Annotated in this window: 9 protein-coding genes; 5 read left to right on the forward strand and 4 right to left on the reverse strand. The window is 71.6% G+C overall.

What is annotated here, in order from left to right; translation table 11 throughout:
* Positions 1 to 121: 121 nt before the first annotated feature.
* On the reverse strand, positions 122 to 3,037 hold the full coding sequence (locus tag ACZ5FU_RS07925; RefSeq protein ID WP_451527318.1) for a glycoside hydrolase family 48 protein: 2,916 nt from the start codon (positions 3,035 to 3,037) through the stop codon (positions 122 to 124).
* Between the two features lie 491 nt (positions 3,038 to 3,528).
* Between ACZ5FU_RS07925 and ACZ5FU_RS07930 the strand changes: the two genes are divergently transcribed.
* From ACZ5FU_RS07930 to ACZ5FU_RS07945, 4 genes are all read left to right on the forward strand, one after another.
* The gene (locus ACZ5FU_RS07930) at positions 3,529 to 3,831 is read left to right on the forward strand and encodes a hypothetical protein (protein ID WP_451527319.1); all 303 of its coding nucleotides are present in this window, start codon (positions 3,529 to 3,531) and stop codon (positions 3,829 to 3,831) included.
* An 85-nt stretch (positions 3,832 to 3,916) separates the two neighbouring features.
* Positions 3,917 to 5,650 (forward strand): glycoside hydrolase family 6 protein, encoded by a 1,734-nt coding sequence (locus ACZ5FU_RS07935; protein WP_451527320.1) that lies wholly within the window; start codon positions 3,917 to 3,919, stop codon positions 5,648 to 5,650.
* A gap of 205 nt (positions 5,651 to 5,855) precedes the next feature.
* On the forward strand, positions 5,856 to 6,797 hold the full coding sequence (locus ACZ5FU_RS07940; protein WP_468834397.1) for a class I SAM-dependent methyltransferase: 942 nt from the start codon (positions 5,856 to 5,858) through the stop codon (positions 6,795 to 6,797).
* Positions 6,798 to 6,870: 73 nt separating this feature from the next.
* Positions 6,871 to 7,590, forward strand: coding sequence for an SDR family oxidoreductase (locus tag ACZ5FU_RS07945; RefSeq protein WP_468834394.1), 720 nt, complete (start codon positions 6,871 to 6,873; stop codon positions 7,588 to 7,590).
* Positions 7,591 to 7,661: 71 nt separating this feature from the next.
* Here the strand turns inward: ACZ5FU_RS07945 and ACZ5FU_RS07950 are convergent, their stop codons facing one another.
* The 3 genes from ACZ5FU_RS07950 to ACZ5FU_RS07960 all read right to left on the reverse strand — a co-directional run bounded on the left by ACZ5FU_RS07950 (position 7,662) and on the right by ACZ5FU_RS07960 (position 12,219).
* Entirely contained in the window at positions 7,662 to 8,498 is an 837-nt protein-coding gene (locus tag ACZ5FU_RS07950; protein ID WP_451527323.1) for an aldo/keto reductase, read from the reverse strand.
* Positions 8,499 to 8,596: 98 nt separating this feature from the next.
* Positions 8,597 to 10,423, reverse strand: a complete 1,827-nt coding sequence (locus tag ACZ5FU_RS07955) for an AMP-dependent synthetase/ligase (protein ID WP_468834392.1) — start codon at positions 10,421 to 10,423, stop codon at positions 8,597 to 8,599.
* A gap of 299 nt (positions 10,424 to 10,722) precedes the next feature.
* Positions 10,723 to 12,219, reverse strand: a complete 1,497-nt coding sequence (locus ACZ5FU_RS07960) for an MFS transporter (protein WP_468834390.1) — start codon at positions 12,217 to 12,219, stop codon at positions 10,723 to 10,725.
* Between the two features lie 128 nt (positions 12,220 to 12,347).
* Here ACZ5FU_RS07960 and ACZ5FU_RS07965 point away from each other — a divergent pair, with 128 nt between their 5' ends.
* Positions 12,348 to 13,325, forward strand: a complete 978-nt coding sequence (locus tag ACZ5FU_RS07965; protein WP_468644337.1) for an Lrp/AsnC family transcriptional regulator — start codon at positions 12,348 to 12,350, stop codon at positions 13,323 to 13,325.
* Positions 13,326 to 13,409 lie beyond the last annotated feature (84 nt).

Below are 13,409 nucleotides of genomic sequence, written 5' to 3' on the forward strand. Positions count from 1 at the left end.
GAATGTGCGCGGATCCGCGTGGGGGAGATCCGTGGGTGGGGAGGGGCCGGATGCGACGACCGGGCGGTCCCCTGTACGGGTGGGGACCGCCCGGCGCGGTACGCGGAGCCTTAGCGGGGGCTTATTCGAGAAGCTCCGCGTACGAGCCCATGGCCATGGCGATGTCCGCCTGGGCCCAGAACCGGTGGTACGTGAACACGGGCGCGGCCCCGCCCGCGAGGTAGCTCTCGATCTTCGACCAGGACGGGTCGTTCTTGTAGAAGGACCTGATCGATTCGAAGGTCGAGGAGGCGCTGATCGCGTCGCCGTTCGGCATGGTGCCGGTCCAGCCGCTCGGGACGTACACGCCGTCGTCGAAGCGGTTGTAGTCGGTGCGGGTCTCGGGGACCGCGATGCCGAGGGCGTCCTGGTTGTTGTTCCACATGCCGTCCAGCAGCGCCTTGGCGGTCGCCTTCGCCTCCGTGTCACCGGACTTGGCGGCGTAGTACGTCAGGGTCCTGGCGTACGCGGCGGCCACACCGACGTCGTTGGTGTAGTCGGCGACGGTGACGTGGAGTCCCGTGTTGGCACCGGGGCTCGTGGCGTTCCAGGTGTCGGGCTGGCCCGACCACTGGAGGGTGGAGGGGATCAGGAACGTGCCGTCCGGGTTGACCGTGGTCTTGGACAGGGCCCAGTCGACCCACTTGTCCAGGACGGCCTTCGCGGCGGCGTTCCCGGTCTGCTGGTAGTACTCGGCGACCCGCTCCATCGACCACGCCTGGAAGCCGAACCACTGGTTGGACGGCGGGTCGTGGTAGACGGGCTTCTCGTCGTAGTACATGCCGTAGAAGGTCGACTTCCCGGCCGGGGGAGTCGCGTAGCGGCCCGCCCAGCTGTTGGTCGCGCCGCCCGCGATGGCGCCCTCGCTGGACTGGAGCCACCGGTAGAACTCCAGCTGCCGGGTCAGCGACTTGGCCCAGTCCGCCTGCCCCGTCGCCGACTTGGGCTTGAGGTCGGCGTAGCTGCTGAGCGCGTAGGCGGCCAGGGGGTTCTGGTAGCCGCCGTGCGCGTGGCTGGAGCCGATGCGCCAGGCCCAGCCGGCACTGGTGTCGGTGGCGCCGCCCCACGCGTAGTACCAGGACAGCAGGTAGTGCGAGGCGTCCTTGCCGGTGCCCGCCGGGCAGGCGGACGGACCCGCGCAGTTGCCGACCTTCTTGAAGTACTTGTCGTACATCGCGTACCGCAGGTAGTCGCCCATCTTCGCCGCCTTGGCGACGGTGGCCGAGACCTGGCTGCCCTTGCCCTGCTGCTCCGCCCAGATGTCCGCCCAGTAGGCGGCCTGCACGGCGCGCGCGTCGGCGTCCGGGGCGTTGGTGAACTTCCACTGCTTGGCGTAGGAGGAGTCACCGGTGAACAGGTCCAGATAGCCGTTCTTCCCGCCGTACTTGAAGGCGTCGCAGGTCGGCTGCGGCACCGTCTCCCACACCGACTCCTGCGCGCCGCGCTGGAAGGTGTTGATGTACGACGGTCCGGTGTCGGACGGACCGGCCTCGCACTTGCCGGGGGAGTTGCCGTAGCCGTAGACGTTGTCGACGTCCTGGAGCCAGTGCATGCCGTAGACGTCGTCCGTGCCGTACGCGCTCTTCAGCTCACCGGCGATCGGGTCCGGTCCCACCGACACCGCGCCGTCCAGCTTCGCCGGGTACTCGTCGGGCGTGTCCAGTTCCGGCGCGTACGTCGCCGGCTTGGAGGCGTTGTAGAAGGAGTTCGTCGGCTGGTCGGCGTGGGTGGGGATCATGTACTTCTCCATGATCTCCCAGGCGCCGTTGAACTTGGTCCAGTCGCCCGTGACCTTGCCGTACATCGCCTGCAGCCAGAGCAGGTAGCTGTACGCCTCCGACGTGGTCTCGTGCCCGTGGTCCGGGGCCTCGACGATCAGCGTCTCCACCGAGTGGTAGGGGATGCCCTCGGGGGAGAAGTAGCCGCTCGCCGGGTTGGTGATCTTCCCGTACAGCTCCAGGAAGCGCGCGTCGTAGGCCTTGGTGGCGGCGATCTGGGTGACCGTGACCGAGGCCTTGGCGTGCCCGTTCGCCGTCGACTCGAAGGTCGCCGCGCCGGTGCCGGAGCTGCTGCCCGTGACGGTCACCTTCTGCGCGGTGTTCCAGTTCGACGGGGTGAACGTCAGGCTCGCCCCGCCGGTCACCGTCAGTCCCGTGTTGCCGCTCGTCCGGGCGGTCGTCACGGTCACGTCGGCCGACGGCTGGGTCGACAGCCGCAGTTCGTACGTCCCCGTCTTGCCCTGCTGGACGGCGAGCTGGGTCGTGGAGGCCACCACGGCCGGCCCGGAGGCGACCGTGATGCCGACCGGCGTGGACGACGCCGAGGCACCCAGGCTGTCGTAGGCCTTCGCCACCAGCGAATGACTGCCCACGGTCAAGCCAGAGGCCGAGAGCGAGTACGGTGCGCTGGTGTCCGTGCCGAGCAGGGTCGTGTCGTCGTAGAACTCCACCTTGGAGACGGCCGCGCCGTCCGCGGCCGCCGCGGTGGCCGCGAGCGGCACCGCGTTCCCCTGGGTGTAGACCGCGCCCGCGGCCGGGCTGGTCAGCACGGTGATCGGCGGCTGGTGGGCGCCGGTGCAGGGAGTGCCGTTCACCGAGAAGCTCGTGGGAGCGGTGTTGCTGCCGCTGTAGGTGAACTGCGCCCCGGCGCCGACCGCCGCGCCGGCGGCGACCGTCCCGTTGTAGGAGGCGTTGGTCACCGTGATCTGCTTGCCCGACTGCGACCAGTTGCCGTTCCAGCCGTTGGACAGCTTCTGGTTGCCGGCGTACGCGTACGTCAGGGTCCAGCCGTTGATCGGGTCCGTGCCGCGGTTGGTGAGGGTGAGGTCCGCGGTGAAGCCGGACCCCCAGTCGTTCGTCTTGTAGTCGACGCTGCACTGGAGTGCCGCGGCCTGGGCCGGAGTCGAGTTGGTGCCCAGCATGGCCAGGGGGAGCGCGAGGGCCGCCACGACGGCGGTCCACAGTCGCCGCGCCGTGCGGCGTCTGCGTGAGGGTTTCATGGTGCTGGTTCCTCCTTGCGGCTCGGAGAAGGGGGGAGGAGCAACAAGCCTTGAACCAGTGGGAGCGCTCCCATAGTGAGGACGTGGCCGGGGGCGGTCAAGGTGCTTGAAGAGTCGAAAATGTTCGACATGCAAGGTTGAGAGAAAGTCAGCAACCCTCTGTTCTTTGCCGTCACTTGGCGCTAGCTTCGTTGGCACCAGTGGGAGCGGTTCCATCAGTCGACGCGTCCGTACCGACGTGCCCGAGCTGTGAGGACTCGCTCATGCGACACCCCCCGCGTTCAGTACTTTTAGCCGTCGCCGGCACGGCCGCCCTTGCCCTGGGGCGCCACGCCGCCGGTCGTGACGGAACAGGAAGCCGCGCCCGTTCGTCCGGTGGCGCACTCCGCCACCGGGCGGAGGGACGCCGGCTTTCGGGGAGCCGTGAGGGTCACCGACCCCGCGGCCGCCATGAGCGGGCCGACGCCGTACGGCCGGCCCGTGCCGGGAACGTGATCCCCGCCGACGGGATCGCCCGCTCCGGCGACCCCGGCCGGTGGCCGACCCGCGAACCGGCCGGCCTCGCCGCTCGGCACGTGGACGACGCCACCTCCCGTGCCGACGGGCACGCCTGCCCGCACGAACTCGTCGACCGCGTCATGAAGCGGTCCGGCGACCGAGGACTGCCGCACCCGGACCGGACCTGGAACACCCGGGACCGTTCCACCGGTCCGTCCCCGATCCCGCACCACGACGGGACACCCGCCGGGTACGGCACCGGGCCGCGTGATCGTCCGCGCGCCCTGGACGACTGACCCTCTCCGGTACCACCCCACGACCGTGACCCCTAGGGAAAAGCGCGCCACCCCACAACAGCAACCGAGAAGGAACACCGCACTCATGAGCCGTAGCAGAACTGCGATACTCGCCGCGCTGGCGCTGGTCGCCGGTGCCTCCGGGACGGCGCTCGCCGTCGTTCCCGGTGACGCCGGCATCGCCGCCGTGCCGTGCACCGTGGACTACAAGGTGCAGAACGACTGGGGCAGTGGCTTCACCGCCAACGTGACCGTCACCAACAACTCGGCCGCCAAGTCGAGTTGGGCCGTGAAGTGGTCGTACGCCGGCAGCCAGAAGGTCACCAACGCCTGGAACGCGAAGCTCAGCCAGTCCGGTACGGCCGTCACCGCCGCCAACGAGAGCTACAACGGCACGCTGGCGACGGGCGCTTCCACCAGCTTCGGGTTCCAGGGCACCTACAGCGGCAGTAACGCGCTCCCGACGACGTTCACCCTCGACGGCGTCACCTGCAACGTCGACGGCGGCGGTCCCACCGACCCCGGTCCGACGGACCCGGGCCCGACCGATCCCGGCACCCCCGGCACCAGGGTCGACAACCCCTACGCCGGCGCCAAGGTCTACGTGAACCCCGAGTGGTCGGCGAAGGCCGCGGCCGAACCGGGCGGCAGCCGCGTCTCCAACCAGCCCACCGGCGTCTGGCTCGACCGCATCGCCGCGATCAACGGCGCCAACGGCAAGATGGGCCTGCGCGCCCACCTCGACGAGGCGCTGAAGCAGAAGGGCTCCGGTGAGCTCGTCGTCCAGTTCGTCATCTACAACCTGCCCGGACGGGACTGCGCGGCCCTCGCCTCCAACGGCGAGCTGGGCCCGACGGAGATCGACAAGTACAAGACGCAGTACATCGACCCGATCAAGGCCATCATGGCCGACTCCAAGTACGCCGGGCTGCGCATCGTCAACACCATCGAGATCGACTCGCTGCCCAACCTCGTCACCAACACCGGCGGCCGGGTCACGGCCACCCCGCAGTGCGACGTGATGAAGGCCAACGGCAACTACCAGAAGGGCGTCGGCTACGCCCTGAACAAGCTCGGTGACGTGCCCAACGTCTACAACTACATCGACGCCGGGCACCACGGCTGGATCGGCTGGGACGACAACTTCGCCCCCAGCGCCGCCCTCTTCAAGGAGGCCGCGACCACCGAGGGCGCCACCGTCAACGACGTCCACGGCTTCATCACCAACACGGCCAACTACAGCGCCCTGAAGGAGAACAACTTCACCATCAACGACAACGTGGCCGGGAAGTCGGTCCGCGAGTCGAAGTGGGTCGACTGGAACCGCTACGTCGACGAGCTGTCCTTCGCCCAGGGCTTCCGCAACCAGCTGGTCACCGCCGGCTTCAACTCCACCATCGGCATGCTGATCGACACCTCCCGCAACGGCTGGGGCGGCGCCGCCCGGCCCGCCGGACCGGGGGCCACGACCACCGTCGACACCTACGTCGACGGCGGCCGCTACGACCGCCGCCTCAACACCGGCAACTGGTGCAACCAGGCCGGTGCCGGCCTTGGCGAACGCCCGCAGGCCGCCCCGGCGGCCGGGATCGACGCCTACGTCTGGATGAAGCCGCCGGGCGAGTCCGACGGTTCCAGCAGCGCCATCCCGAACGACGAGGGCAAGGGCTTCGACCGGATGTGCGACCCGACGTACACGGGCAACCCGCGCAACAACAACAACATGTCGGGCGCCCTGGCGAACGCGCCGGTCTCCGGGCACTGGTTCTCCGCCCAGTTCCAGCAGCTGATGCAGAACGCCTACCCGCCGCTGCCGTAACCGCGTGACCCGCCGGGGGTGCACCACCGGCCCCCGGCGCGGTACCGGCCGCTCCCGTCCACCGGGGGCGGCCGGTCGGCGTTCTCCGGGAAGTGACGTTTCCCGGGAAACCGGTTGCCGTTTTTTGCCGTCCCGGCAACGGAAATGGCCTCCGTCCGGTGCGTCGGCGCACGCTGTCGGCACCACGGACGAGAGGCTGACCACCATGGCGCACGAGCAGCACGAGCAGCACGAAGAGCACCGGCAGCACGGGCACGACGGCCCGGGGCACGGCCACGGGCACGGCCACGGGGACGGCACCGAGATCGACTGGGCCGAGATGGCCCCGCACCTGGAGGCCCAGGCCGAGCTGTTCACGCCCCTGTACGAGAAGGCCCTGAACTGGCTCGGGAAGGAGGTGACCGAACCGGGGCTGATCGTCGACGCGGGCAGCGGTCCCGGGGTGGTGTCCTGCCTCTTCGCCGAGACGTTCCCCGGCGCGCGGATCATGGCCGTCGACGGCTCCGGGCCCCTCCTCGAGCGGGCACGGGACCGGGCCGGCCGGCTCGGGCACGCCGACCGCTTCGGCACGCTGACCGGTGAACTCCCCGGCGTTCTGGATGAGTTGGAATACCCGGCCGACCTGATCTGGGCCGGCCGCAGTCTGCACCACCTGGGCGACCAGCGGGCCGCCCTCGCCGCGTTCGCCGAGCGGCTGGCGCCCGGCGGCACGTTGGCGATCATGGAGGGCGGTCTGCCCAGCCGGTTCCTGCCGCGCGACCTCGGGTTCGGCCGCCCCGGCCTGGAGGCGCGGCTCGACGCGCTGGAGTCGGAGTGGTTCGCCCGGATGCGTGCCGACCTGCCCGGAGCCGTCGAGGAGACCGAGGACTGGGCCGCGCTGCTCAGCTCCGCGGGCCTGAAGCACACCCGCACCCGCAGCTTCCTGCTCGACCTGCCGGCGCCGGCCTCCGACCGGGCCCGCGCCTACGTCGCCGCCTCCCTGGGCCGGCTCCGGGACGTCTTCGGCGACACGCTCGACGCGGGCGACCGGGCGGTGCTCGACCGGCTGCTCGACCCGCGGGACCCGGCGGGCGTGCACCAGCGGCCGGACGTGTTCGTGCTGGCCGCCCACTCGGTGCACACCGCCGTCAAACCGGTCCAGCCGTAAGGGACTTGACTTGGAGAGCACTTCAAGTGATGGACTCCCCGTCGTTCGCACGAAGCACAGGGGGTCACATCACATGAACAGCTCTCCGGACACGACGGCCGCGCCCGTCGCCCTCGTCACCGGCGGCGGCAGCGGCATCGGCGCGGCCGTCGCACGGCGCCTGCTGGACGCGGGACACCGGGTCACCGTCACGGGCCGAGGTGAGGAGCGGCTGCGCGCCTTCGCCGCGGAACTGGGCGAGCCCGAGGGGCTGCTGACGATCGTCGGCAGCGCCTCCGACCACGACCACGTACAGGCGGCGGTCGACCGTACGATCGAGGAGTTCGGCCGTCTGGACACGGTCGTGGCCAACGCCGGCACGGCCACCCACGACTCCGTCGCCGAGGGCGATCCCTCCGGCTGGGCCGACATGGTCCTGACCAACGTGCTGGGGCCCGCCCTCCTCGTGCGCGCCTCGATCGACGCGCTCCGGCTGACCCGCGGCCGGATCGTGCTGATCGGCAGCGTCGCCGGCTTCGTCCCCACCCCGGGCAACCTCTACGGGGCGACGAAGTGGGCGGTCACCGGCCTCGCCGAGAACACCCGCCGGCAGGTCACCGAGTGGGGCGTCGGCGTCACCCTGGTCGCGCCCGGCCGGGTGGAGACCCCGTTCTGGGACGGCTACGGCAGCCTGCCGCCCGGGCACCTGCTGACCGCCGACCAGATCGCCGACTCCGTGGTGTGGGCGATCCGCCGGCCCGAGGGGGTCGACGTCAACACCGTCGTCGTACGCCCGATCGGACAGCCCAACTGACGCGCGAAGGGCGCCCCCGGCAGGGGGCGCCCTTCTTGCTCGCACGGGTCACGGGCCCGGCCGGTGCGGGCTCAGCCGATGTCGAACGCGGCCGGGTCGGGGCCGATGCGCCGGTCCTCGTTCAGCGCGCTGATCGCGGCCAGGTCCTCGGTGTCCAGGCTGAAGTCGAACACCTGGATGTTCTCCTCGATCCGCGACGGTGTCACGGACTTCGGGATCACGATGTTGCCGGTCTGCAGGTGCCAGCGCAGCACGACCTGGGCCGGGGTGCGCTCGTGCTTGCGGGCGATGGCGACGATCGCCGGCACCTCCAGGAGCCCCTTGCCCTGGCCCAGCGGGGACCAGGCCTCGGTGGCGATGCCCCGCTCCGCGTGGAACTCCCGCGAGGCGTGCTGCTGCAGGTGCGGGTGCAGCTCGATCTGGTTGACCGCGGGGATGACCGAGGTCTCGGCGATCAGCCGCTCCAGGTGCTCGGGGAGGAAGTTCGAGACGCCGATGGCCCGCGTACGGCCGTCCGCGAGGAGCTTCTCGAACGCCTTGTAGGTGTCGACGTAGGTGTCGCGGGCCGGCAGCGGCCAGTGGATCAGGTACAGGTCGACGTGGTCCAGGCCCAGCTTCTCCAGCGAGACGTCGAACGCGCGGAGCGTCGCGTCGTACCCCTGGTCGCTGTTCCAGAGCTTGGTGGTGACGAAGAGGTCCTCGCGGGCCACGCCCGAGGCGGCGATCGCCTTGCCGGTGCCCTCCTCGTTGCCGTAGATCGCCGCTGTGTCGATGCTGCGGTACCCGGCCTCCAGCGCGGTGGACACCGCCCGCTCGGCCTCGTCGTCCGGCACCTGCCAGACACCGAAGCCCAGCTGGGGCATCTCGACGCCGTTGTTCAGGATGATCGGGGGGACCTTGCTGCTCACGAGCTCTTGATCCTTCGGTTGTCCGTCAAGTGGTACTCCCATGGTCAACGATCACGGGGCGTCGTGCATTCCTGACCCCGGAATCCGTCGGCCGGGGCTCACGTCCGGTACAGCGCGTCGACCTCGTCGGCGTACGTGTTCTCGATCGCCCTGCGCTTGAGCTTCAGGGACGGGGTCAGCAGGCCGTGCTCCTCGGTGAACGGCTGGGCGAGGATGCGGAAGGTGCGGATCGACTCGGCCTGCGAGACCAGCGTGTTCGCCGTCACCACGGCCCGGCGCACCTCCGCCTCCAGGTCCGGGTCGTTCACCAGTTCGGCGGGTGTCGAACGCGGTTCGCCGCGCATCTGGAGCCAGTGGTCGACGGCCTCCTGGTCGAGGGTGACCAGGGCGGCGACGAACGGCCGGTCGTTGCCGACGACGATGCACTGGTTCACCAGCGGATGGTCCCGTACGCGTTCCTCCAGCAGCCCCGGTGAAACGCTCTTGCCGCCGGAGGTGACGAGGATCTCCTTCTTACGGCCGGTGATGGTGAGGTAGCCGTCCTCGTCGAGGGACCCCAGGTCGCCGGTGGCGAGCCAGCCGTCGTGCAGGGCCTCGTCGGTGGCCTTGGGGTTGTTGAGGTAGCCCTGGAAGACGTTGTCCCCGCGCAGCCAGATCTCGTTGTCGTCCGCGATGTGCACGGTCATGCCGGGGATGGCCTGGCCGACGGTGCCGTAGCGGGTGCGTCCGGGCGGGTTGGCGGTGGCGGCCGCGGTGGTCTCGGTCAGGCCGTAGCCCTCGTAGATCTGCACGCCCGCGCCGGCGAAGAACAGGCCGAGCCTGCGGTCCATCGCCGAGCCGCCGGACATGGCGTGCCGGACCCGGCCGCCCATGGCCGCGCGCATCTTGGAGTAGACGAGCCTGTCGAACAGCTGGTGCTGCACGCGCAGGCCCGCCGAGGGGCCCGGCCCGATGCCCCACGCCTTCGCCTCGACGGCCTCCGCGTGGTCCACCGCCACCTCGACGGCCTTCTCGAACACCCCGCCCCTGCCCTCCCGCTCGGCCCTGCGGCGCGCCGCCTCGAAGACCTTCTCGAAGATGTACGGCACGGCGAGGAAGAACGTCGGCCGGAACGCGGCCAGGTCGGGCAGCAGGGCGGAGGCCTGCAGCTGGGGCTGGTGGCCGAAGCGGACCCGGCCGCGGACCGCGGCGATCTGCACCATCCGGCCGAAGACGTGCGCGAGCGGCAGGAACAGCAGGGTCGCCGCCTCGTCGCCCTTGCGGGAGTGGAACACCGGCTCCCAGCGCTCGATGACGGTGTCCGCCTCGAACATGAAGTTGCCGTGCGAGACGACACAGCCCTTGGGGCGGCCGGTCGTCCCCGACGTGTAGATGACCGTCGCGGTCGACTCGGGGGTCACCGCCGCCCGGTGCCGGTGCACCACCTCGTCCTCGACGGCGGCGCCGGCGTCGTACAGCTCCTGCACGCACCCGGCGTCGAGCTGCCACAGCCGGCGCAGCCGGGGGAGGCGGTCGATGACGGTGGCGATGGTCATCGCGTGGTCCTCGTGCTCGACGACCGCGGCGGTGACCTCGGAGTCGTACAGCATCCAGAAGCACTGCTCGGCCGAGGAGGTCGAGTAGACCGGGACGACCTGCGCGCCGATGGTCCACAGGGCGTAGTCGAAGAGGGTCCACTCGTAGCGGGTGCGGGACATGATCGCGACGCGGTCGCCGAACCGGACGCCCTCGGCGAGGAGCCCCTTGGCGAGGGCGAGGACCTCGTCGCGGAACTCGGCGGAGGTCACGTCCCGCCACCCGCCCCGCTCGTCCTTGCGGCCCAGAGCGACGTGCCGCGGGTCGTCCTGGGCGTGCTCGAAGACGACGTCGGCCAGACCGCCCACCGGCGGTGCCGACACCAACGGAGGGTTGGTGAACTCGCGCAAACCCCGCACCCCGCTTCCCATGGCCGCACAGCGCCGTGAAAGCTACCCCACGCCCGCACGGGGCGGGAGGGGGCCGGAAAGCGGACGGTGCCCTCGTCCGCGCTGGCCGGTGCGGGAAAATGGGCCCACATGCGGAAGGGTCGGACAGGAAACTGACGGAAGAGTAAGTATCTGTGCCGTGATCTCCACCGAATCTGCCCGACCCGGCCGTGCCGCCGCGCCGCGCCGCGTTCCGCCCCGGCCGTGGCGCCGCGCCGCGTTCCGACCCGGCCGTGCCGCCGCGCTCCGGCGCCGGGGGGTCAGCGACGGGTGGGCGCCTTCTCCCCGGACCGCGCCGGAGCGGCCGATTCCGTCACGCCGTCCCGGCCCCGCTCCGGCCTGACCAGCACCAGCACGAGAACACCGGTCACCAGCCCGGCGGCGCCCGCCGCGAGCAGCGCCGCGTCCAGCCCCGAGGCGAACGCCGCCCGCAGGGTGTGCTCGTCGTACGACCCGCGCAGCGCCCCGGCGCCCCCGCCCGCCAGCGTGTGGGCCGCCTCGTGCGGCAGCCGGTCGGCCGTCCGCGAGGTCAGGACGGTGCCGAAGACGGCGACCCCGAGCGCGTAACCGAGCTGCCGCACGGTGCTCACCGCGCCCCCCGCCATCCCCGCCCGCGGTGCCGGCACCGCGGCCAGCGCCGCGCCCGCCACCGTCGGCGACACCAGTCCGGTGCCCATGCCCACCAGCACGAACCCCGGCACCAGCGATGTCCAGGACGACCCCGCGTCCAGGACCGCCTGCGCACAGCAGCCCGCGCCGATCAGCAGCAGCCCGCCGCCGATGGTCGCCCGGGCCGGCACCCCGTGCAGCAGCCGGCCGGTCAGCACCGCGACGACCATGGCCGCCACCGTCAGCGGCAGCAGCGCCAGCCCGCCGCGCACCGGACTCATGCCCAGCATCGTCTGCATCCAGATCGACAGGTACGGCGTGACCCCGAACGCCACCCCGTTGAAGACGAACGCGCCCAGCATCGCCCCGACGAACGCGGGCCGCCGCAGCAGCGACAGATCCAGCAGCGGGTGCGCCGTCCGGCGCTCCACCAGCACGAAACACACCAGCGCCAGCGCCGCCGCCCCCGCCGGCACCAGCGTGGCCGACGCGCCCCAGCCGTCCTCACCGGCCCGCACCACCGCATACGTCGTACCGCCCGCGAACGCGGCGAACGCCGCCGTCCCGGCCCAGTCCACCCGCATCCCGCGCGGACCCTTCGACTCCGGCACCATCCTCAGCGTCAGCCACACCGCCACCGCGCTCACCGGCAGGTTCACGAAGAAGATCCACCGCCAGCCCGGCCCCGCGGTCAGCAGTCCGCCCAACACCGGCCCGATCGCCGCCGCGCCCCCGCTGACCGCGCCCCACACTCCGAGCGCCGCCGACCGCTGCCGCCCCTGGTAGACCGAGCCCAGCAGCGGCAGCGTGGTCGCGAGCATCGCCGCCGCGCCGACGCCCTGCACCGCCCGCGCCGCGACCAGCGTCGCCGGACCCGAGGCGAGGCCGCACAGCAGCGACGCCATTGCGAACAGCGCCGTCCCGGCGACGTGCACCCGCCGCCGTCCCAGGACGTCGGCGGCGGCCCCCGCCCCCAGCAGCAGCGCGGCGAGCGCCAGCGCGTACCCGTCCACCACCCACTGCAGGTCGCTCAGTGACGCGTCCAGCCCCTCCGCCATGTCCGGCAGCGCCACCAGCACGATCGTGACGTCCAGCAGCAACATGAACGTGCCCAGGCACACCGCCGTCAGCGGCCCCCATGCGCGCATGCTCCCCACTTCCTCTCCGTCCTCTTTTCCGCTCCGCGAAACGCGGACGCTCCGTACGATGGGCCGACGGCGGCCGATCACCGTGGAGAACGGCGGAGGACCGACGGAATCCGACGGGGGAGCGGCCGATGCGCGGGGAATCCGACACCTTCGACGACCTGGACCTGAAACTGCTCTGCGCCCTGGAGGTCGACGGACGCGCCTCCTTCAGCAGACTCGGCGCCGCCCTCGGCGTCTCCGACCAGACCGTCGCCCGCCGCTACCGCCGGCTGTGCGCCGAGGGCGGCCTGCGCGTCGTCGTGGTGCGCGACGCCGAACGGCTCGGCCAGGACCAGTGGATGCTCCGGCTGCGCTGCGACCCGGCCGGTGCCGCCGTCATCGCCGACGCCCTCGCCAAACGCCACGACACCAACTGGATCGGCGTCGGCTCGGGCGGCACCGAGATCGTCTGCATGACCCGTCCCCGCCGCCCCGGCGACCACGACGACCTGCTCCTCGGCAGGCTCCCGCGCACCCCCAGCGTCGTGGAGATCCGCGCCCAGCAGATCCTGCACCGCTTCTACGGCGGCCCCACCGGCTGGCTGCGCAAGTCCGGCGTGCTCGACGAGGCGACGGTGGCCCTGCTGGCCCGCCCCGAACCGCCCGCCGGGCCCGCCCGCATCGATCCCGAGGACGAACCCCTCCTCGCCGTCCTCGAACGGGACGGCCGCGCCGGACACGCCGAACTCCAGCGGGCCACCGGCCGCTCCGAGTCCGCCGTCAAGCGCCGCCTCGTCGCCCTGTTCGCCTCGGGGGCCGTCTACGTCGACGTCGAGTACCACCCCGAGATCCTCGGCCTCCCCCTCGCCGCCGCCCTGTGGATCACCACGACCCCCGCCGCCCTGCACTCCGTCGGCGAGGCGCTCGCCGGCCACGACGAGGTCGCGCACGCCGCCGCCACGGCGGGCCCCTCCCACATCGTCGTCACCGCCGTCGCCCGTGACACGGCGGGCCTGTACGCCTACCTCAGCGGGCCCCTCGGCCGGTTGGAGGGCGTCCAGCACGTGGAGGCGACACCGTTCCTGCGCCGGGTCAAGCAGCTCACCTACCAGCGCCCGGTCCGCTAGACCGGCACATCCCGGGACTCCGGGACTCCGGGCCGGTGGGCTCGTGGCCTCGTGGGGCCGTGGACCCGGGGGCTCGTGGGTCCG

It is taken from the genome of Streptomyces sp. NPDC031554 (assembly GCF_055580685.1).

What these genes read in the sequence shown, in the direction of transcription:
- ACZ5FU_RS07965 (WP_468644337.1), top strand. Translation starts at nt 12,348, where the DNA reads ATGCGCGGGGAATCCGACACCTTCGACGACCTGGACCTGAAACTGCTC.
- ACZ5FU_RS07935 (WP_451527320.1), top strand. Translation starts at nt 3,917, where the DNA reads ATGAGCCGTAGCAGAACTGCGATACTCGCCGCGCTGGCGCTGGTCGCC.
- ACZ5FU_RS07960 (WP_468834390.1), bottom strand. Translation starts at nt 12,219, where the DNA reads ATGCGCGCATGGGGGCCGCTGACGGCGGTGTGCCTGGGCACGTTCATG.
- ACZ5FU_RS07945 (WP_468834394.1), top strand. Translation starts at nt 6,871, where the DNA reads ATGAACAGCTCTCCGGACACGACGGCCGCGCCCGTCGCCCTCGTCACC.
- ACZ5FU_RS07940 (WP_468834397.1), top strand. Translation starts at nt 5,856, where the DNA reads ATGGCGCACGAGCAGCACGAGCAGCACGAAGAGCACCGGCAGCACGGG.
- ACZ5FU_RS07925 (WP_451527318.1), bottom strand. Translation starts at nt 3,037, where the DNA reads ATGAAACCCTCACGCAGACGCCGCACGGCGCGGCGACTGTGGACCGCC.